Below are 20,597 nucleotides of genomic sequence, written 5' to 3' on the forward strand. Positions count from 1 at the left end.
ATCAACTCTCCATCCTCGAGATCCCTGAGCTTGTCGGGATCTTCACTGTGAGACGGAGAATAGGCCGACGAAACTGAATGGCCGCGGAATCAGGCGTTCATCCTGCGTTTATCCGGAACATGTCAGGGGCCGAGGTGAAGAATGATGGTGCGGCGGTGCGGCCGGTCTCGATGTTCGAAGAGATAGAGGCCCTGCCACGTACCGAGCGCCAGCCGGCCGTCGAAGACCGGGACACCGATGGAAACCTGCGTCAGGGCGGATTTGATGTGTGCCGGCATGTCGTCCGGCCCTTCGTCCCGGTGCGTTACCCAGCCCATGGCTGGATCGGACGTCGGTGGGACGATCCGGGCGAAAAAAGCCCTCAGATCATGTTTTACATCCGGATCGGCATTTTCCTGGATCAGCAGCGAGCAGGAGGTGTGCTGGACGAACAGCGTCAGCAGGCCCTCCTCCTGTCCCGCCTCCGCGACGAAAGCGGCGGCTTTTTCCGTGAATTCGTAAAGCCCCTGGCCACGGGTGGAAAGCATGAGAATGGTCTGCGGCATGGGGTCTCCCGGTGGTCGTCGCCCGGACTCCGCCATTGCCGGGCGGATGTCAAGGCAGAAAGCCCGTGCCGTCAGGCAGCCTAGTGGCTGGTCTGGTCCGCACTGTGCTCGACGGCGGACAGCACGTCCCGGCGGGCCTCTTCCGCGCAACGGGTGTGGTGCAGGGCCTCGATGCAGCTCTGTTTCGCCCGCTCATAATAAAGGCCGTGAATGCTCGACCATTCGTGCACAAGATAGCAGAGCGCGTCGCAGGGGCCGCGCAGGATGCGGTGTCCCTGTCCTTCGATATGCAGATCGACGGGGGTGAGCCAGACGATCTGGCTGGCTTCAGGACGGTCTTGCTGTTGCATCACTTCCTCCTCGGGGATTTCCACCAGACACCCAACACCGCATACGCCAGATTGTTCCCGTGAAAGGGCCTTATGTCACGCCCCCCGCGCCGTTGCGCCATGGAACAATATCGAGGCGCTTCTCGTTTGCAGTCCGGAATTTCCAAGCAAGGCCTCGGGGCCGCAAGCGGGTTGCGGCCCAGGCGATACTGGAGGATACCATGTTCAAGCTTCTTTCGACATGCGGCCTGGCCGCTATCATCAGCATCGGCGCCTTCGTCGTACCAGCGGGCCAGAGCCTGGCGCAGGATATCGAATTGCAGATCGGGCCGGACGGCCTCCAGCCGCGCATCCGCGACCGGGATCGTGAAGACGATTTCAGCCGGGACCGTCGCCGCGGCTGCAATCCGGAATATGCGCGCTCGCTGGCGCGTGACGCCGGTCTTCGCCGGGCCGAGATCGTGCGTGTCACCGAGCGCCGCATCGTCATCGAAGGCATGACGCGCGCCGGACCGGAACGCATGACCTTCGCCAACCGGCGTGGCTGCCCGGAAATCTGATCCGGCCGGCTTGCCCAAAAGAAAACCCCGCTTGGCGCATGCGAGGCGGGGTTTCTTTGCGGACAATAGGATTTCGACCATTTCCCCGAAACGTCCAATGCGCTAACGTGCGTCTGCGGGCACCGTCCTGTTTTCCAGCAACGAAACGCATCATGGCCAACCCGGCACCGTCTGGAGCGTGACTGCGGCTTCACGGATGAGAGGTTGTGCGATGAACGATGTCGCCGAAAACGCTGTTCGCTTCGGGCGAATTGCAGTGATGCTGCCCGTCAAGGATATGAACCGTGCCCATGACTTCTACTGCCACGTCCTCGGCTTCAGGAAAACGTTCGAAAACGGCAATCCTGTCGGCTTCATGATCCTGAAGCGGGATGCGGGTGAGTTGCACCTGACGCTGCAGCCACAGCACAAGCCGGCGCATTTCAACGTCGCGCATATGATGGTGGATGATGTCGACGCCCTGCATGCGCTGTGCCAGCGGCATGGCCTGCGGATCATCAAAAGCCTGCAGGACAAGGAATACGGACTACGGGCCTTCGTTTTCGAAGACCCCGACGGCAACCGCATCGATGTCGGCCAGCCGATCTAAAGCTTGGCATGGAAACGTCGCAAAGCCGACCTTACGAGCGGCTTTGCGACGGATTCTGTGTTTGATGCAGCCAACTAGTGCTGCATCTTGCCGTCTTTTTCCTGTTCCATCTGGAACGCGACCGCGCCATTGGCGGAGAGGCGGACACGATTGCCTTCGATATCGGCAACCAGGTCGAGCGGGATGAAGTGATGGTGGCCCTTGTGCGAGCCTTCGCCGCTGTCCTTTTTCGTCAGCTTGATACGGTTGCCTTCGACGCGGTCCACCGTACCGACGTGAACGCCGTCGGCGCCGATGATTTCGGCATGTTCCTTGATCTGCGATGCATTGATCATGAGATCCTCCTTGGATTTGCAAGAGGGGAAACGCATGAGCCGGTAAATCGATCCGTTTTTTAATGCCCGGGCTGCACGGAAATATCTTTCACGTCCGGAAGCCGTGCTTACCGAAAACGGCCTATCGAAAGTATCGCCAGATTCCGCTTTACATTGCCGCCGGTTCCGGATGATTTTCGCCGACCCCCCCAGGGGCGGGTGGAGAAAAGGAGAGTGGCATGACGATCGATCAGGACCTGAAGGATATCGCCGAGCAGGAGGAGATCCTGCATTTCGACCATTTCGACCTGCGGTCCGGCTGGCGTCTCGGCAAGCATTTGCGGGACATGGCGGTGGAGCGCGGTCTCGGTGTCGCCATCGATGTCACGCTGCATTCGATGCCGGTGTTTTATGCCGCACTGCCGGGCTCGAGCCCCGACAATGCCAACTGGATCCGGCGCAAGCGCAACCTGGTGCTGCGCTATTTCAAGAGCAGTTATGCCTGCGGCCTGCAGCTCAAGAAGCAGGGCAAGACGGTGGCCGACAATGGCCTGTCGGACGCGGATTTTGCGCCGCACGGCGGCTCGTTCCCGATCAACGTCCGCGGCACCGGCTGCATCGGCGCCGTCACCGTTTCCGGGCTGCCGCAGCGCGAGGATCACAATATGGTGGTTGAAGCCCTGTCGGCCTTGCTCGGCAAGGATCATGAGGGGTTGAAACTGCAGGCGGAGTAAGACGCAGCGGCTTTGCCGTCGATGGCGGGGAGGAAATCTGCGCCGCCATCACCGCAACACACGACAGAATGCGCCGCCAAAACAACCAGAAAGCCGTTTGGCAGCAGCCTTCTAAATTTCAGGCGCGACCAATATGTGGACGGTAAACGTTTCTGCCGCAAAGCGTGGAAGGACGCCGCCTATCCCTCAACCACGCTCTGCTTTCCTTCATTCGGCTGCCATGAAGTCGAACGGTGTGGCGGAAACGAACTGCTTCGATACCTCGCCGGTAAGGATACGGGCCATGTCCACCCCGAGATCCAGTTTTTGCACATGCGCACCTTCGGAAAAGTCGAGCTTCTTCAAATCCACCCAGAAAACGTTGGGCGAGGTCGCTGACTCGCCGTAGAAAACCATGTCCTTCTGATCCGCCACCACACGCCAGCGGGTGGTGGATAGGTTCGGGGCCTCCGGAATGCTCACGCCGTAAGGCGCCGAAGCGTTGCGGATCACGCTGAACACAGCCGCAGCGGCAATCCGGGGGTCGTCGCTCTGGGTCACCGCGTTGATATAAAAGCCGGCACGTACGAAACGGTCTTCGGAGCGACCGCTCCCGGGAAGAAACTTGAGAGGATCGACCGCGCTCCAGTATTTCTGGTTGGCGAGATGGTCGTCATAGGGCGGGTCGTTCGTCACCACCTGATAGGAACGGTCGTGATGAATGGTCAGCTTTCCGCCGATCCACTCCAGAACGGCACTGTCCCCGGTCGCGTCGGAGAGCGTCAGGTGCAGCGGCGCTAGGCTGCCGGGACGGCCGGGAACCTCGCCGCTCACCACCTCCATCACATGGTTGCGCGTGTAGCCGACCGCTTCAGAGACCGTCGCGAACTGGTCGAGGTAGAACTGTGCCCAGATCGAGAGCGACATGCGGGGCGTCTTCCCGTCATCCTCCGGGAATTGCGTTGCGTTGAGCCACAGCAGGCTGGCGTTGAGGCCGGCTTCGTTCATGCCGTCGACCGTCGAGATGTCGTAGCCGGAAACGGCCAGGCTGCCGAACTTCGATGTCCACTCCAGCGAACGAGAACCGGCGGCGCCGCTACGCTTCATCCCCCGGGGAAAAACCCAGAAGTTGCTGACCATGGGATCCTTGAAATCCATGTTGCGGCCCGTGATGTTCCGCCCGTCAGGTCCATGATAGACGACCCGGGTGCAGGCCTGGGCCTCGGCCGTCAGCAGCGCCGCCGCGGCGGTCAAGGTAACGAGCATGCGTATGAATCGAGACATATTGAACACCAATCCCTAAGAAGGTTTGTGAAACCTTTGTCGCTCAGAACCGATAGGTCAGGCCGAGAACCGGGCCGCTGAGGCGCGTATCGTAGACGTGACCGTCGTGACCGTAATCGACGTCGAGCACCTTGTAGCCCACGGAGGCGGCAAAGCTGTCGCTGAAGGCGTAATTGGCGGTCGCCAGCGCCGACCATGTGAAGTCCGATCCCGCGCCGAAACCGCCGATGTCGACCTGCGCCTGCACCGACAACTTTTCCGTAACCGGAAGGAAGGCGCGCAAACCGACCAATGGATCAACCCAGCCGAAGCTTTCGTCATGGTGGACAGACCCGCTCAAACCGCCAAGGCTCCCGGTCAGCGTCACATCGTTCGAGATGTGCCAGAAGCGCGCACCGCCGAGCGCATCGAGCGTGATCTGCGGCGTATCGACGACGCGGTAGCCGCCCATCAGGGTCGCAGTGAACTGCGTCGTGTCGACCTTTGCATCGATGTTGCCGCCCGGCGGTATCCCGCCGACACCTGGAATCGTCAACGCAGGCAACGGCCCGACCCCATGGCTGTCCGTCGTATTGACATACATGATGTCGCCCGAGACGACGAAGCGGTCGTAGCGTCCCCAGACATTGATGAAACCGCCGAAGTTCAGGTCGTCCATGACGTCGGAGAACGACTTCTCGACGCCGATCGTCGGACCACGCCGGAACGGAGAAATATGCCCGTCGAGCCCGGCCGCCCACATATAGGGCGTGATTTGCAAGGCCCAATTGGGACGCTCCGCCGGAATGGACACTTCCGGCACGTCCAATGCGACATCCGCGCCATACGCAGAAAAGGCGCCACACAGGGACAAGGCAATGACCGCGCCATACCACGGCGACAAATGTGCGCCGATATTGGCGACGATTGGCTGCCGTTGGGAGATGTGCCAGGCTTGATCCCGACCGTTGACCAGATCTTGTGGCTTTTTGCTAGAACGAAACAGAATGATGCACCCCCTCGCCTTCCATCCACGTTAGCTAAATTTCTGATATCCGTGATAAATTGCGATGTTTGATACCTCCCTCCATACATGTCTCGACAAATTTCCGCAACCCAAGGAAGATTTGATCCAAGAAATTAGAGGCCTGCGAAGCTTTGAATCCTTGATGAAAAGAAGGTTGCACGTCGCGAAGGAAATCCCCTAGACCTTGTATAAGCTTTATCCAGAAGCGCTCGAAGCAGCGAAAGCTCCGGTACGAATCAGACAGCCGGGGGCGGATTTCCGCAGCCTTCTTGCCTGGGCCGTCGGCAGCGAGGGGTATCACGACACGGTCTTCGACGAAGACTCCTACTCCGTCGCCTGACAGGCGTCGTCAATCCGGGCAGTTGCGCAGCTGGCGGGAGTAGCTGACGGCGATGCCGGTCGTCCGGCGGGCCGCCTTCTGAACGCCCGCATCCGAACGCCACGATCCGCGGGAATAGCCGGCATGGCCGGAATAATAGGCGAGGTAGAGGTTGTAGGCATCGTTGCGGGCGATGCCGTTCTTTTCGTGGCTCTGGGCGTGATACCAGCCGATGAAATGGATGGCATCGGAAAATTTCGTCCGCCGCGCCGCCCAGCGGCCGGTTTCGCGCTGGTAACGCTCCCAGGTGCCGTCCAGCGCCTGGCTGTAGCCATAAGCGGACGACTGGCGTTTCCACGGAATGAAACCCAGGAGCTTGGTGCGCGGCGGCCGGGCATAGGGGCGGAAACCGGATTCGGTGTAGATCGTCGCCATCAGGATCGGAACCGGCACCCCGAACTCGCGCTCGACGCTTCGCGCCGTGCGGCGCCAGTTGTTGAACCAGCCGTCGCGCTGCTCGAAAATGGCGCAGGCATTGCGGGTTTCCCTCGGCGCCGAGGCGCAGCCGGCCAGCAACAGAAGTGCGACGACAAACACGATACGCATCGTTGAACCTCTCTTCATCGAGAGATTGATAAAGGGTAAATCTTAAAGTTCGGTTTTTATCCGCCCGTGCCGCCCTGCAACGCCGCGAAACCGGATGACATCGCAAGAGATGCGATAAAAATGTGCAGGTTGACTTATTTTCTTGCAGATGACCGGCAGCTTTTTTATTAAACCATCCAGCTGAACGCCTTGAGAGACAGGAACTGTCCGCAGGCGCTCATCGGTCCTGAGCCCGGCGTCCGCAGGGCCTGCCTGTCCGGCAGGTTCGTATTGGCTGGCGGCAGCCGGGCGATCGTTCAAATCCGCAAAGCGGGTTTATCCTAGGAGAAGAAAATGAACTTCAAATATTTGACCAGCGTTGCCTTCGCCGCTTCGCTGATGTTTGCGCAGGCAGCCAAGGCGGACATCACCATCGGCCTCGTCGCCCCGATCACCGGTCCGGTTGCCGCTTACGGCGCCCAGGTGAAGAACGGCGCGGAAGCAGCCGTTGCCGAGATCAACAAGAACGGCGGCATCCTGGGCGAACAGGTCGTGCTGAAGGTTGCCGACGATGCCGGCGAACCGAAGCAGGGCGTTTCGGCCGCCAACCAGTTGGTCGGCGAAGGCATCCGCTTCGTCGTCGGCCCGGTCACTTCGGGCGTTGCCATTCCGGCATCCGACGTCTTTGCCGAAAACGGCATCCTGATGGTGACGCCGACCGCCACCGCCCCGGACCTCACCAACCGCGGCCTCACCAACGTCCTGCGCACCTGCGGCCGTGACGACCAGCAGGCAGCCGTTGCCGCCGACTACGTCCTGAAGAACCTCAAGGACAAGAAGATCGCCGTGCTGCACGACAAGGGCACCTACGGCAAGGGCCTGGCCGATGCCTTCAAGGCCGGCATCAACGCCGGTGGCGTCAACGAAGTGATCTACGAAGCCCTGAACCCGGGCGAAAAGGATTACAGCGCCATCGTCACCCGCCTGAAGGATCTCGGCGTCGAGGTCATCTATTTCGGCGGTTATCATCCGGAAGGCGGCCTGCTGGCACGTCAGCTTCAAGACGTCTCCGTCAAGGCGCTGATCATCGGCGGCGAAGGCCTCTCCAACACCGAGTTCTGGGCCATCGGCACGGATGCGGCCGCCGGCACGCTGTTCACCAATGCCAGCGACGCGCTGAAGAACCCGGCCTCGGCCAATGCCGTCAAGGTTCTCGAAGCTGCCGGCATCCCGCCGGAAGCCTTCACGCTGAACGCCTATGCCGCTGTCGAAGTCATCAAGGCCGGCATCGAGAAGGCAGGCAGCGCCGAAGACGCAGCCGCCGTAACCACGGCGCTCAAGAGCGGCGAGCCGGTCACCACGGCCATCGGCAACCTCACCTACGGCGAAAACGGCGACCTGACCTCGCCGAGCTTCTCGCTGTTCAAGTGGGAAGGCGGCAAGATCGTCGCTGCCGAATAATCGGCCGCTACCGCATATCCTGAAGACGCGACGCCGGGGGAAACCCCGGCGTTTTTCATGGTTCCGGCAATTTTCGGCTCTTCCATTCGTTGCGGGGAATGGCGCCCTTGATGTCGAAGCGGAACGCGGTGATTTCGGTGACCTCGGCATTGGTCTCGCAGCTGAAATCGATCGCGTACCACTTGCCGCCGCTGAAGAACGCGCCGCCCGATGCCGAAAGCTTCGGTCCGGCAATCAGCCCACCCTCATCCGAAAACGGCACCATTCCCTCGGGAACGGAGTTCCGCGCACTGTGCCTGACCTGCTCCAGCGCCTCGATCGTGCAGATCTGCACGATCCGGCGATTGGGCGGCAATTTGCCGAGCGCTTTCTTGACGCGCGGATCGGAAAGCGAGGCCTTCGAAAACAGCTTTTTCGCCTGGGTGAATGCCGAATCGTCAGGCATGACCTCGGCCACAGCCGGCTGATCGCCAGAGGTTGCATCCGCCTTCTCCGCCTCGGCCTTCGTCTCGGCTTCGCCATCCGATGGTGCATCGGTCGCGGTTGCTGCCGTCGTCGGTTTTTCCTCGGGTTTTGCGACAGGATCGGCTTTTGCCAGTTCCGCTTTCGCCTCGGCGGCTTTTGCGTCAGCCGCCTGCCGCGCCGCCAGGATCGCCAAGGCTTCCGCCTTCTTCTGCTCCGCAGCCTGTTTTTCTGCCGCCGGTTTCTGCTCCGCCGCCTTCGCCTCTTCGGCCGCCCGTTGCTGTTCGGCGGCCTTTTCGCGCTCGGCGGCCTGACGCATCGCTTCTCTCAGCGCGTCCTTGTCGACCTCCGTCATCTGCCGTTGGGAGATCTCGCCAGGCTTTGCATCCGCCGTCTTCGGCTTGTCTTCGGTCTGCTTGTCGGCCATCTCCTCCGGCTCTAACGTATCCTTCGCCTCTTCGGTAACCTGCGGCACGGATTCGAAGGCCTGCTGCTGCTCGGTCGGCGGAGCCGCGCCCGATGTCGCGTCCTTGGCATCCTCGGACGGCTGCTTCTCGGCCGACGTCATGCGCGCCTGTTTTTCCGGAGGCTGGGCGGCCTCGTCCTTCTTCTCGGTCGGCTTTGCCTCTTCCTTCGCCTTCTCCGGCGGCTGCTCGACGATATCGACGGAGACGCTGTCCTCCTTCTGCGGTTCGGGCAGCGTCACGGGAAAACCGAAAATCAGAAGCAAGGCAAAAACGGCATGAACGGCAAATGAGGCAACCATGCCCCGCCCCCACCATCGCGCCTGTTTCACGTCGTCATCCTGCATCGACGCCCATGTAGGATCAAACGAAGGCGCGAGCGAGTCACGATGTCTTGCATAAGCGAAAAAAACCGTACTGTGTCCGAAATGAAAAACCCGGCCTGCTTTCGCGGACCGGGTTTCGGATGTTGGACGTCTTCGCCAGCTTAGCTGTCGAGGAAGCTTCTCAGCTTCCTGGAGCGGCTCGGATGCTTGAGCTTGCGCAGCGCCTTCGCCTCGATCTGGCGGATACGTTCGCGCGTCACCGAGAACTGTTGGCCGACTTCTTCCAGCGTGTGGTCGGTGTTCATGCCGATGCCGAAGCGCATGCGCAGCACGCGCTCTTCACGCGGCGTCAGCGAGGCCAGGACGCGGGTCGTCGTCTCGCGCAGGTTCGCCTGGATGGCGGCGTCGATCGGCAGCAGCGCGTTCTTGTCCTCGATGAAATCGCCGAGATGGCTGTCTTCTTCGTCACCCACCGGGGTTTCGAGCGAAATCGGCTCCTTGGCGATCTTCAGGACCTTGCGCACCTTTTCGAGCGGCATGGCCAGCTTTTCGGCCAGCTCTTCCGGCGTCGGTTCGCGGCCGATCTCGTGCAGCATCTGCCGCGAGGTACGGACGATCTTGTTGATCGTCTCGATCATGTGCACCGGAATGCGGATCGTGCGGGCCTGGTCGGCGATCGAACGGGTGATCGCCTGCCGGATCCACCAGGTGGCGTAGGTCGAGAACTTGTAGCCGCGACGGTACTCGAACTTGTCGACCGCCTTCATCAGGCCGATATTGCCTTCCTGGATGAGGTCGAGGAACTGCAGGCCGCGGTTCGTGTACTTCTTGGCGATGGAAATGACGAGGCGCAGGTTGGCTTCGACCATTTCCTTCTTGGCGATGCGCGCTTCGCGCTCGCCCTTCTGCACCATGTGCACGATGCGGCGGAATTCCGAGATCGAGATGCCGGTTTCCGTTGCGAGATTCTGGATCTCCTGGCGGATGTCGCGGATCGTGGTGTTTTCCGACTTGGCGAATTCCTTCCAGCCGCGGGCAGCCAGGTTGGCGATCGACTTCATCCAGTTCGGATCGAGTTCCGCACCGCTGTACTGCTCGAGGAAGCTGTCACGCTTGACGCCGTAGGATTCGGCAAGGCGCAGCAGCCGGCCTTCGTTCTGCACGAGGCGCTTGTTGATGTCGTAGAGCTGCTCGACGAGGCTGTCGATGCGGTTCTGGTTCAGCGACAGCGACTTGACGGCGGTGATAAGCTGGTCCTTGAGCTCCTTGTAGCGGCGCTCCTGGCCGGAAGACAGCGTGCCGACGGCAGCCAGGCGGGCTTCCACCTGCTGGTCCTGCAGCTTGCGCAGCTTCTTGTAGGTGTCGGCGATGACGTCGAGTGTCTCCATCACCTGCGGGCGCAGCTCGGCTTCCATCGCGGCGAGCGAGAGCGAGGATTCGTCCTCGTCCTCTTCTTCTTCCTCAATGGGCAGGCCTTCGCCGCCGACATTGGTGATATCGTCTTCACCGTTGGCCCCACGCGGTCTGCGGGTGCGTTCCTTCTCCTCGGCCGCCTTGCGGTCGGCTTCGATCTTCTCCGGGCTCTGGAACTGCGGCGCAGCCTTGGCTTCCGGGCCGGAATAGGTCGTTTCGAGGTCGATGATCTCGCGCAGCAGCGTCGTGCCTTCGTTGAGTTCGTCGCGCCAGATGATCAGCGCCTGGAACGTCAACGGGCTCTCGCAGAGACCGGCGATCATGGTTTCGCGGCCGGCCTCGATACGCTTGGCGATGGCGATTTCGCCTTCGCGCGACAAAAGCTCGACCGACCCCATTTCGCGCAGATACATGCGCACCGGGTCGTCGGTACGGTCGGTCGGCTCTTTCTTCTTGCTGGCGGCCAGCGCCGTGCCCGACGTCGGCGCCAGTTCGCCGCCTTCGCTCTCGGTATCGGTATCGCCCTCTTCCTCTTCGGAATTGGCGTCCTCGACCTCTTCGTCCTCGACGACGTTGATGCCCATTTCGTTGAGCATCGCCATGATGTCCTCGATCCGGTCGGGGTCGACCTGATCGGAGGGCAGCACTTCGTTCAACTCATCCGTCGTCACGTAGCCGCGCTTCTTGGCGGCCTTGATCATTTTCTTGACCGCATCGTCGGAAAGATCCAGAAGGGGGCCGTCCGGAGCACCGTCGCGTTCGACTTCAGCCTCTTCGTTTTCTTTGACCTTGGTTGCCATCTATTTCGTCGCTTTCCTTGGCGCTTCCATCTTCCCGCGGTAAATGCCCGTCCTGCTCGGGCGCCTCTTCGCGTTCACCGCGAATCGGTCTCCATACCTAATGGGATGACCTTTAATTCCTGATTAACCACGCCTGCCGATGCTACAATCCGCTGCAACTGAGCGTCCGCATTTCCGGTCATGGTTATCGATCCGTTTCGATCCGCTCAACCGTCACTGCCCAAAATGGTGATTCCCACAATTTTCCTTCCCGTCAAGCTTTCCGGGCGGAAAAGCGGGGGAAAAGTCGGGAAAAGCCAGAAATACGGCAATTTCCGGGAGAAACTTCTTTCGATGCTTAAAATAGGAATGAACCCGGCGAAGACAAGGCCACCGGCAAAGACCGCCGTCAAAATCGGCCCATCCGGCAAACATGTCGATCCAAGCTAAATATCCTTGCCGTTGAAGCGGTTGATTTTCAGCGCGTCAAGATCCACGTCCGGCAGACACCGCACATTGATGGCCGCCATGTTCTTTCCATCCGGGGCTGCGGCCTCCGCAAACGGCGCGACACCGCAGGTGGGACAGAAATAATGCCGGATCACATGCTTGTTGAATTCATAACGGGACATGTTCTCTTCCGGCGTCTTGAGAACGAGGTTTCCACGCGGCACGAACGCCAGCAGCGTGCCGCGGCGGCGGCATATCGAGCAATTGCATTCCAGCGCCTCCGAAAAATCTCCCTCGACCTCGAATCGTATGCCACCGCAATGGCAGCTGCCTTCCTGTCGCGTCGCTTCGCTCATGCCCAATCCATCACCACCTTGCCGGAATTGCCCGAGCGCATCGCCTCGAAACCTTCGCGGAAATCGTCGATGCCGATACGGTGGGTGATGACGGGCGCAAGGTCAAGGCCACCCTGCACGAAGGCGATCATCTTGTACCAGGTCTCGAACATCTCGCGGCCGTAGATGCCCCTGAGATTGAGCATCTTGAAGATCACCTTGTTCCAGTCGATCTCGAAGCCCGTCGGCGCGATGCCGAGGATGGCGATCTTGCCGCCATTGTTCATCTTGTCGATCATGTCCCGAAAAGCCGGCGCCGCCCCCGACATCTCCAGCCCGACGTCAAAACCTTCCGTCATGCCGATGGCCTTCATCACGTCGGCCAGGTTTTCCTTCGAGGCATCCACCACGGTTTCGATACCGACCTTGCGGGCAAGATCGAGGCGGATGGGGTTGATGTCGGTAATCACCACCTTGCGGGCGCCGGAGCGCTTGGCGACCATGGCGCCCATGATGCCGATCGGCCCGGCCCCCGTCACCAATACGTCCTCGCCGACGACGTCGAAGGACAGCGCCGTATGCACGGCATTGCCGAAAGGATCGAAGATCGCGGCCACTTCATCCGGCACGTCGTCGGGGATCGGCACGACATTGTATTCCGGAATGCAGACGAACTCGCCGAACGAACCCGGGCGGTGGACGCCGACGCCGAGCGTGTTGCGACACAGATGCCCGCGCCCGGCGCGGCAATTGCGGCACCTGCCGCAGACGATATGCCCCTCGCCCGAGACGCGTTCGCCGACATGCACCTTGGTAACCGCCGAGCCGACTTCGGCGATCTCGCCGCAAAACTCATGGCCGACGACCATCGGCACCGGAATGGTCTTCTGCGCCCACTGGTCCCAGTTCCAGATATGCACGTCGGTGCCGCAGATCGCCGATTTCCTGACCTTGATCAGCACGTCGTTCGGCCCGACCTCCGGCACCGGCACATGCTCCATCCAGAGGCCGACTTCAGGTTTTGCTTTAACCAGCGCCTTCATCATGTTCGTCATCGACAAACCTCCCAAAGTGATTCTGACGATTGGAAAATCTAGATCACGCCGAGCTCCCGCCCGACCTCCTCGAACGCCGCAATCGCCCGGCGGACCTCCGCCTCGCTGTGGGCCGCCGACATCTGGGTGCGGATGCGTGCCTGGCCTTTCGGCACGACGGGAAAGAAGAAGCCGACGACGTAAACGCCCTTTTCCAGCATCCGCGCCGCCATCTCCTGCGCCAGCCTGGCATCGCCGAGCATGACGGGGATGATCGGATGCCCCTCGCCCGCCAGCGTGAAGCCGAGCTTCGTCATCTCGGAGCGGAAGAGATCGGCATTGGCATAAAGCCGCCGGCGCAGGGCGTCGCCATTCTCGACGATATCGAAAACCTTCAGCGAAGCCGCAGCGATGACCGGCGCCAGCGTGTTGGAGAACAGGTAGGGGCGCGAGCGCTGCCTGAGCCAGTCGACGACCTCCGCCTTGCCGGAGGTATAACCGCCCGAGGCGCCGCCGAGCGCCTTCCCGAGCGTGCCGGTGATGATGTCGACGCGGCCCTCGACGCCGCAATGCTCGGCCGAGCCGCGACCGTGCCTGCCGACGAAGCCAACGGCATGGCTGTCATCGACCATGACCATGGCGCCGTATTTTTCGGCAAGGTCGCAGACGTCGCCGAGATTGGCGATGATACCGTCCATGGAGAAGACGCCGTCGGTGGCGATGAGCTTGAACCGCGCCCCCTCCGCCTTCTTCAATTCCTCGTCCAGCGCCGCCATGTCGTTGTTGGCGTAGCGGAAGCGTTTGGCCTTGGACAGCCGCACGCCGTCGATGATCGAGGCGTGGTTGAGCGCATCGGAGATGATCGCGTCCTCCTCGCCAAGCAGGGTCTCGAACAGGCCGCCATTGGCATCGAAGCAGGAGGAATAGAGGATGGTGTCCTCCAGGCCGAGAAACGACGAAATCTTCGCTTCCAGTTGCTTGTGTTCCTCCTGCGTGCCGCAGATGAACCGCACCGACGCCATGCCGTAGCCGTATCGGTCCAGCGCCTGCCTGGCGGAGGCGGCGATCTCTTCGTTGTCGGCGAGGCCGAGATAGTTGTTGGCACAGAAGTTCAGCACCCGCTCGCCGGAGGCAATGGCGATCTCGCCCGCCTGCTTCGAGGTGATGACGCGTTCCGACTTGTAGAGGCCCGTTTCCTTGAGGGTGGCCAGTTCGGAACGGAGATGATCGAGAAAGGTCGCGGTCATGGAGAGGTCGCTTTCGGCGCGCAATGAAACACGCCGAAAGCCTACACCATCACACCGCCCGATGTCTTCAAGTCCGAGCGGCAGAACATGCCGCATCGGGGCAGGATGAGATCAGCCTCTCGCCAGGAACGGCGCTGTGCGGCCGGGCATGGCCGGCACATCGAAATGATCCGGCGCCAGCCCGGACCGCGCCCGATCCGCCATCATGCGATAGGCGTTCTCCAGATGGCGGCAAAACCGTTCGGAATCGAACAGCGGCGCGACGAAGCGATTGTCCACCAGCGTTTGCCGCAAACCGTCGATACGCTCGCGGTTGCGCCAGAGATCGGCCGCAAGGGCGACGTATTGGTCATCGGAATCGGCCACGAGTTCTGGCAATCCGATCGCCCGCAAAAGGCTCTCGGAAACCCGCGAGGCGAAATTGCTGCCCTTCACCGTCAGCACGGGAAGCCCCGCCCACAACTTGTCCGACGTCGTGGTATGGCCGTTACAGGGGAAGGTATCCAGGCCGAGGTCCGCAGCCTGAAGTCTTGCGATGTGCTCTTCGTAGCGTGCGGCCGTGGCGGTGACCAGGCGATCCTGGCCGATGCCGGCTGCGTCGAAATATCGGCGTATGTTCATTTCGGTCGCAGCGGAATGGCACATGAACCACAAGACCGAACCCGGCGTCTCGTTGAGGATGCGCGCCCACAAAGCGGCCGTCCTGCGGCTGATCTTTGCGGGAGAGTTGAACGATGCGAAGATGAATGCCTCTTCCGGCAGGTCCAGATCGGCTCTTTTCGCAGCCGGCGGCAAAGCGCGCGTCAGAGGATCGTTCGGCTGGTAACTGTCGGGCAGCCGGCAGAACTTTTCGTGGTAAAACGGCTTGGAACTGTCCGGCAAAACCGTGGCATCGCCGATGACGTAATCGAGATCGACATGCGCCACGCTTCCGGGAAAGCCGAGCCACGTCACCTGGACGGGCGCGAGCCCCCTGTTGAGAAGCGTGATGCGGGAATTCGCGGTATGGCCTTTCAGATCGACGATGATATCGATGTCCCTGCCGCGAATGGCGTTGGCGGACTCGATATCGTTCAATTTATTCAAATCGACAATCTCGCCCCAGGTCGCCCGCGCCTCCTGAATGGCCGGAGTTGCGGTCAGACGTGCGGGCGTGTGGCAAAAGAGAGTGACTTCGAAATCGTCCTTGTCGTGCTGACGGAGAACATCCGAGAAAAGGCGCATGGTCGCATGCGTCGGAAACAGATCGCCCGAAAGGTAACCCACGCGGATTTTCTTTTTCCATTTGTGGGGTCGGGCCCGCCTTGCATCGACCGACTTGGCGGCACCCAGAACGATGGTGTCCGAATTGCGTGCGAGAATGTTGGCTTTCTCATCGCCGCACCAGCGAAGATTGTCGTGCGGCGTCTCGTGAGCAAGCAAGTCGGCCGACATCCACTCCTGGAGCGGCAGGCGCTCTTCTTCCTCGTCAAAAACGTCGAAATCGCAGAATTCGCTGGCGAGCGTCAGAACGGAGTTGCGAATGGCCGGATCGTCCGGCCTGTGCTTTCGAACCTTGCGCAACAGCGCAAGTGACCGCGGATCATGGCGATCGATGTCGATCAGCTCCAAGGCCAAGTCGAGGTGCTTGACCTCGTCGCTTTCCGCGAGCTTGAATTTCAGCCGGTCGACAAGCTCGTCCCTGGACGGCCGAAGGATGGTGATGATGATGAAGATCAAATCATAGGCATCATCCTTCAACCGGAGGCCCTTCATCGCATTCAGCAAGGCCTTGTCGGAATCACCGACTTCAAGATAGGCAAGTGCGGCATCCCTGTGATTGCGAAACGCCGCAGCCTCATCCAGACCCGCAGCCATTTCGAAGAATTCGGCGGCATCCTGCTTCAAGCCGATGTGCAGCAATGTGCTGCCAAGCAAAGCCGCCGCAGGCTCGTCGACATTTCCGCCGGCAAGAAGCCGTTGAAGATGAGTGAGCGAACCCGTGTAGTCGCCACCGTCGAACGCAAGGCGCGCGGCCTCGAAATGTGCAGATCGAGAAGTCATGGGGCACCTTATAAACAGCCGTACATCATATGGCCGTTTACCTGCTGAAATTGGTGTGAGCCTGACCTTTTCGCCGCCAGGCGACAACCATCCGCGCCGACAGGTGCGACGTCCGCTCAGCCACGATGCTGCCGCAACACCGCCAGAAAAGCATCGCCGAAGCGCTGCAGTTTCGTCTGGCCGACGCCCTGGATCGCCAGCATCTGCTGATGCGTGTCCGGGCGTTCGGTGGCAAACGCGATCAGCGTCGTATCCGGGAAGACGACATAGGGCGGCACGCCGAGGTCGCGGGCGATCGAGGCGCGTTCGCTGCGCAGCGCTTCGAAGACGATTCCGTCGGCACCCGACAGCACCGAGCGGCGCTCGGAGCGTTCCACCTTCTTGCCGCGCCGCTCCGAGGCCGGCCGGTCCTTGCGAAACAGCACCTGCCGCTCATGCTTGAACACCGCGCGCGCCTCCGGCTCCAGCTTCAGCGCACCGAAAGCGGCGTGGTCGGTGCGGATCAGGCCCATGGCCAGGAGCTGACGGAACACCGATTGCCAGGTACGCGCCGGCAGATCCTTGCCGGCCCCGAACACCGGCATGTCGACATGGCCGAATCGTTCGGTCTTTTCGTTCACCTGCCCCATCAAGACATCGACGACATGGGCTGCACCAAAGCGTTCGCCGGTGCGATAGATGGCGGCCAGCGCCTTGATCGCCTCTTCCGTGCCGTCCCAGGTCTCGACCGGCTTGAGGCAGGTGTCGCAATTGCCGCAGCGGCCGGCATGCGCCTCGCCGAAATGCGCCAGGATCGCCTGCCGCCGGCACGAGGCGGTCTCGCAGATGGCAAGCAGCGCGTTGAGCTTGCCGCGCTCGATGCGCTTGATGTCGTCGGCCGCGCCGCCCTCGTCGATCATCCGCCGCCGCTGGATGACGTCGGCCATGCCGTAGGCCATCCAGACTTCGGACGGCAGGCCGTCGCGGCCGGCGCGACCGGTCTCCTGGTAATAGGCCTCGACCGATCCCGGCAGGTCGAGATGGGCGACGTAGCGCACGTTCGGCTTGTCGATGCCCATGCCGAAGGCGACCGTCGCCACCAGGCACAGTTCCTCCTCCTTGAGAAAGGCATCCTGGTTGGCGTCGCGCAAAGCCCGGTCCATGCCGGCATGGTAGGCGAGCGCCCGCACGCCCTGGCCGTTCAGCCATTCGGCGGTATCCTCGACCTTGGCGCGCGACAGGCAATAGACGATGCCGCTATTGCCCTTGTGGCCGGAGAGGAAACGCAGCAACTGCTGCCGCGGCTGGTCGCGCTCGACGATCTCGTAAGAAATGTTCGGCCGGTCGAAGCTGGTGGTGAACACCTCCGCCCCCTCGAGCCCCAGCCGTTCGATGATGTCGTCACGGGTATGCGGATCGGCGGTCGCCGTCAGCGCGATGCGCGGCACGCCCGGAAACTGCTCTGCCAGTTGCCCGAGATCGCGATATTCCGGGCGGAAATCATGGCCCCACTGCGATATTTTCCCGTTTCCCACAAACTGAAGGTATCAGACGTCTATAACTTTTTCGTAATGAATTCAATTTATTGCGAGGGCACATTTAGCGTTTTTTATATACCTTTGCAATAGGAAGCAGAATGGCAGCCGCACTTGAGCAGATACCAACGTGGATTGAGATACGAAAAAAATTGAAATACCGGCTCGTCGAGCAGATTAGCGACCTGGTTGGCTCCGGGACCAAGACAACGGGAGTTCGGAGGTTCTTCAGTTGGGTCGCATCGAGCGGCACCGAAGATGCCGAGTGGATGAAGCGCTACCTGGCAAACGACAACCGCGACGTGGACGACTTGGCCACCATAAGGCGGGTGCACCGCTGCATTGCCAGTTGGACTACCGCCCTTTTGGAAACAAAGAAATGGAAGTCAACAAGCGTACGCGTGCAGCGGACACACCTTTTGACAGCAATCGACCGGCTTCGGGAAATCGACGAAAACAGTTTTCCACTGATTGATCCAAGGTTGATGCCTCTTGGCGCTCATAAGGACAGTACGGGCCGACGCGCACTCGGCGAACTCGACTGGCAAGAATTCGAGAATCTCGATCCATCCAGACGCGATGCGACTGGGATTGCCATCTTGCGGTCAGCAGCATTGCAAATATTTAAGCGATACGAGAAACTCTACGCTTTTGGTCAAAGGATTCTCCATCAGCCCGCCCCTGCTCAAAACACTGCCCTGCACCATATCCGCACGCTGATCGATGATGAGATTGCGTCGTGGTCGGCCCATGGCTACTCCCAGTTCTCGCAACGCTGGGGCGAGGAAAAAAGCGAAGTTATCGCAGCATTGGCGAGCCCAGTCGTTTGGCAGGACCTCGGCCTCGATATTGAATTCGAGACCGATCATCTGCACTTTACGCTGGTAGCCGACCTGATTCTTTCATGCATCGCTCCCACCTACCGGCTGAACCAAGCGATACAGACGATCTTCTGTTGTGATACGGGTTGGAACAGACAGCCGATCCAATATCTGCCCTTGCAGCCATTTGCATATCGAACTGATAAAGAAATTTTTATTGGTTCAAACCGTGTTCTCGCATCGCTCAAGGTACGCGCTGGTCATGTCGTCCACGCCGATCCTGCGAACGCCGAACTTATCCGAGGGTTGGCAGCCACAAACTTCTCTTCAGAATGGGACGATTTGTCGGCCAGCCTCAAGGTCGAAAAAGGCGACGAGCAGTTTCGCCTAAAGCTTGATAGCGAATTGCTTGACCTTCTTCAACGATACCAGGCGATGCAAACCCTGAGCCGTTCTTGGACGAACGAAAAGACGAAAGACCTATTCTTCTATGCTCTCAGTCAAAGGGCTATCGGGGTTCAGGTTGCGGACCGCGACATCAATGTTTTGATGCCAGCTGATAGTCCATTTAAGAGATCGGGGGTAAATTTCTCCGCAATACGCAAGTCGTTTCTGAACAGCCTTTCTTCCGCAGGCTTAGAGCCAAGCTTCATCAGCGAGATAGCCGGGCATCGGTGGGGGAAAATACTACAAGAGAACTACATTATCGGTGCCCAAGCTACCAGGACCTACGAAGAGCCAGCGCGATTCTGGCAGGGCTGCATCCAGGAAATTCTCCTGAACGACAAAATTGCTTTCAAGCTCTCCATTCCGGAAAAAAACCGGGAATGGTTCCGAATGCTCGGGATGCTTACAGGCATCACGGCAGCTTGCGGTCTGGAGCAAATGGAGTTGGATGGCGAGGTCACGGATGATTACATCTTCGTGCCAAATCAGAAGAACTACATCGATCTATTTCTTGCGCACAAGGGAGTAAAGCAACAGCGGTACCAGGTAAGTCAGCATCGCTGGGAGATACAAGGCGAAGCGTTGCTGGGCATCATCAAAGGATATGCATCCACGAAGCCGCCCACGCGGTAGTATTGGAACTCTCAAATATGGGACGTGTCACGTCCGTCGAGGTATTCGACGATGGTCACGACAATTTTGACGCACACGACGCGTTGGGGCGAACGTCCTCAGATTGCCCTGTCCCTGCCCTGAGAACCGAGCAATGGTTCCGCTGGGACATCGCAATCAGCTTAGCCGGGATGGCCGGGGAAGAGCTTGTGTTCGGTGGTCGCTCGACAACAGCGGGTGGGTCACGCGGAAGCGACCTGGCCAGCGCGACCGACGCCGCAGCGCTGATGGTTGCTCGATTTGGTCTAGGAAAACAGCTCTCGGTGTTCCCTGACGATACTGATCGTCCGGTCTCTAAGGTCCTCGAAACTTCACCCCGACTTCGCGCCGATGTGGATCACATTCTACGGGCCGAGTATGCGCGCGCGAAAAGCCTGCTGAAAGCCAACTTCGAGACACTGATCATCCTCGCCCAGGCACTAAAAGACGAAAGACGACTGGAAGGTGACCTTTTGAAGTGCCTTCTAGAAGGCCTTTGCCCTACCGACGGGTCAACAAATCGCCTGGAATTCACCGGTTGACCCAGAGCGGCCCTACGATGGACTTTACGATGCCACTGCCATGCTCGTCGGATGGGCGAAGGAGAAGGGCTTGGCATGGGACTCCTCAAGTACAGAGGCCGGAGAGCTATTCGCGTGCCGTCTCGAAGTCCACGACAACAATCCCTCAATCGAACCTGATCCAAGCAAGCTGATAACAACCCTACTGTTCAAGCTGGCAGACGTATAAAGGTCGCACTGCGGAAACGACCGTTCAAACGTAAGCGTGTAGGCGATCCCACGTAGCGCGTTTGTTCGCGGAAGCTCATTTTCTGCATGAATCATGCGGAGAGTCATATGAGCGACAAGGTGAATCAGGGCCGGACGTTTGAAGTTTTGACGGCGA

The 20,597-nt window shown here is 60.2% G+C and carries 20 protein-coding genes and 1 pseudogene; 8 read left to right on the forward strand and 13 right to left on the reverse strand.

Annotated elements, in window-relative coordinates:
• Window positions 1–122 precede the first annotated feature (122 nt).
• Entirely contained in the window at window positions 123–545 is a 423-nt protein-coding gene (locus tag DEM27_RS31945) for a secondary thiamine-phosphate synthase enzyme YjbQ (protein ID WP_109462279.1), read from the reverse strand.
• A gap of 80 nt (window positions 546–625) precedes the next feature.
• Entirely contained in the window at window positions 626–895 is a 270-nt protein-coding gene (locus DEM27_RS31950; protein WP_109462280.1) for a DUF982 domain-containing protein, read from the reverse strand.
• A gap of 200 nt (window positions 896–1,095) precedes the next feature.
• Between DEM27_RS31950 and DEM27_RS31955 the strand changes: the two genes are divergently transcribed.
• Both DEM27_RS31955 and DEM27_RS31960 read left to right on the forward strand, forming a co-directional pair.
• Window positions 1,096–1,434, forward strand: coding sequence for a hypothetical protein (locus tag DEM27_RS31955; protein ID WP_109462281.1), 339 nt, complete (start codon window positions 1,096–1,098; stop codon window positions 1,432–1,434).
• Between the two features lie 211 nt (window positions 1,435–1,645).
• On the forward strand, window positions 1,646–2,023 hold the full coding sequence (locus DEM27_RS31960) for a VOC family protein (protein ID WP_109462282.1): 378 nt from the start codon (window positions 1,646–1,648) through the stop codon (window positions 2,021–2,023).
• Between the two features lie 74 nt (window positions 2,024–2,097).
• Here DEM27_RS31960 and DEM27_RS31965 read toward each other — a convergent pair whose 3' ends face one another.
• The gene (locus DEM27_RS31965; protein ID WP_109462283.1) at window positions 2,098–2,358 is read right to left on the reverse strand and encodes a DUF2171 domain-containing protein; all 261 of its coding nucleotides are present in this window, start codon (window positions 2,356–2,358) and stop codon (window positions 2,098–2,100) included.
• A 218-nt stretch (window positions 2,359–2,576) separates the two neighbouring features.
• Between DEM27_RS31965 and DEM27_RS31970 the strand changes: the two genes are divergently transcribed.
• Window positions 2,577–3,071 carry a heme-degrading domain-containing protein gene (locus DEM27_RS31970; protein WP_109462284.1) on the forward strand — a complete coding sequence of 165 codons (495 nt, stop codon included), beginning with the start codon at window positions 2,577–2,579 and terminating at the stop codon, window positions 3,069–3,071.
• Between the two features lie 207 nt (window positions 3,072–3,278).
• Here the strand turns inward: DEM27_RS31970 and DEM27_RS31975 are convergent, their stop codons facing one another.
• Together DEM27_RS31975 and DEM27_RS31980 are read right to left on the reverse strand one after the other, a co-directional pair.
• Window positions 3,279–4,304, reverse strand: coding sequence for a linear amide C-N hydrolase (locus DEM27_RS31975; RefSeq protein ID WP_245446265.1), 1,026 nt, complete (start codon window positions 4,302–4,304; stop codon window positions 3,279–3,281).
• Between the two features lie 73 nt (window positions 4,305–4,377).
• On the reverse strand, window positions 4,378–5,142 hold the full coding sequence (locus tag DEM27_RS31980; RefSeq protein WP_245446266.1) for a hypothetical protein: 765 nt from the start codon (window positions 5,140–5,142) through the stop codon (window positions 4,378–4,380).
• A gap of 382 nt (window positions 5,143–5,524) precedes the next feature.
• Here DEM27_RS31980 and DEM27_RS34290 point away from each other — a divergent pair, with 382 nt between their 5' ends.
• Complete coding sequence (locus DEM27_RS34290; RefSeq protein ID WP_165823712.1) at window positions 5,525–5,680, forward strand: hypothetical protein; 156 nt, start codon at window positions 5,525–5,527, stop codon at window positions 5,678–5,680.
• 9 nt (window positions 5,681–5,689) lie between these two features.
• On the opposite strand, the gene DEM27_RS31985 is transcribed toward DEM27_RS34290, so the two are convergent.
• On the reverse strand, window positions 5,690–6,265 hold the full coding sequence (locus DEM27_RS31985; RefSeq protein ID WP_109462285.1) for a transglycosylase SLT domain-containing protein: 576 nt from the start codon (window positions 6,263–6,265) through the stop codon (window positions 5,690–5,692).
• Window positions 6,266–6,598: 333 nt separating this feature from the next.
• Here DEM27_RS31985 and DEM27_RS31990 point away from each other — a divergent pair, with 333 nt between their 5' ends.
• Complete coding sequence (locus DEM27_RS31990) at window positions 6,599–7,705, forward strand: branched-chain amino acid ABC transporter substrate-binding protein (protein WP_109462286.1); 1,107 nt, start codon at window positions 6,599–6,601, stop codon at window positions 7,703–7,705.
• A gap of 55 nt (window positions 7,706–7,760) precedes the next feature.
• Here the strand turns inward: DEM27_RS31990 and DEM27_RS31995 are convergent, their stop codons facing one another.
• Window positions 7,761–8,963 carry a DUF930 domain-containing protein gene (locus DEM27_RS31995; protein WP_128755615.1) on the reverse strand — a complete coding sequence of 401 codons (1,203 nt, stop codon included), beginning with the start codon at window positions 8,961–8,963 and terminating at the stop codon, window positions 7,761–7,763.
• Window positions 8,964–9,118: 155 nt separating this feature from the next.
• Window positions 9,119–11,170: an RNA polymerase sigma factor RpoD gene (rpoD, locus tag DEM27_RS32000; protein WP_109462288.1), complete on the reverse strand. Its 2,052-nt coding sequence runs from the start codon at window positions 11,168–11,170 to the stop codon at window positions 9,119–9,121.
• 180 nt (window positions 11,171–11,350) lie between these two features.
• On the opposite strand from rpoD, the gene DEM27_RS33765 reads away from it, so the two are divergent.
• On the forward strand, window positions 11,351–11,599 hold the full coding sequence (locus DEM27_RS33765; protein WP_128755616.1) for a hypothetical protein: 249 nt from the start codon (window positions 11,351–11,353) through the stop codon (window positions 11,597–11,599).
• Here the strand turns inward: DEM27_RS33765 and DEM27_RS32005 are convergent.
• The 5 genes and pseudogenes from DEM27_RS32005 to DEM27_RS32025 all read right to left on the reverse strand — a co-directional run.
• Window positions 11,596–11,955 (reverse strand): GFA family protein, encoded by a 360-nt coding sequence (locus DEM27_RS32005; protein ID WP_109462289.1) that lies wholly within the window; start codon window positions 11,953–11,955, stop codon window positions 11,596–11,598. The genes DEM27_RS33765 and DEM27_RS32005 overlap by 4 nt on opposite strands.
• Window positions 11,952–12,989, reverse strand: a complete 1,038-nt coding sequence (gene tdh, locus DEM27_RS32010) for an L-threonine 3-dehydrogenase (RefSeq protein WP_109462290.1) — start codon at window positions 12,987–12,989, stop codon at window positions 11,952–11,954. The genes DEM27_RS32005 and tdh overlap by 4 nt, the downstream gene beginning before the upstream one ends.
• A 38-nt stretch (window positions 12,990–13,027) precedes the next feature.
• A complete protein-coding gene (locus DEM27_RS32015; RefSeq protein WP_109462291.1) occupies window positions 13,028–14,215 on the reverse strand; it encodes a glycine C-acetyltransferase in 1,188 nt (395 codons plus the stop codon).
• 111 nt (window positions 14,216–14,326) lie between these two features.
• Complete coding sequence (locus DEM27_RS32020) at window positions 14,327–16,258, reverse strand: O-linked N-acetylglucosamine transferase, SPINDLY family protein (RefSeq protein ID WP_109462292.1); 1,932 nt, start codon at window positions 16,256–16,258, stop codon at window positions 14,327–14,329.
• Between the two features lie 116 nt (window positions 16,259–16,374).
• Window positions 16,375–17,757 (reverse strand): annotated as a pseudogene (locus DEM27_RS32025) (RecQ family ATP-dependent DNA helicase); the annotation flags it as partial.
• A 116-nt stretch (window positions 17,758–17,873) separates the two neighbouring features.
• Between DEM27_RS32025 and DEM27_RS34295 the strand changes: the two are divergent.
• A complete protein-coding gene (locus DEM27_RS34295; RefSeq protein ID WP_165823713.1) occupies window positions 17,874–19,673 on the forward strand; it encodes a hypothetical protein in 1,800 nt (599 codons plus the stop codon).
• 17 nt (window positions 19,674–19,690) lie between these two features.
• Entirely contained in the window at window positions 19,691–20,233 is a 543-nt protein-coding gene (locus DEM27_RS32030; protein ID WP_245446268.1) for a M41 family metallopeptidase, read from the forward strand.
• The last annotated feature ends 364 nt before the right edge of the window (window positions 20,234–20,597 follow it).

It is taken from the genome of Rhizobium album (genome assembly GCF_003122325.1).
GTDB lineage: Bacteria > Pseudomonadota > Alphaproteobacteria > Rhizobiales > Rhizobiaceae > Metarhizobium > Metarhizobium album.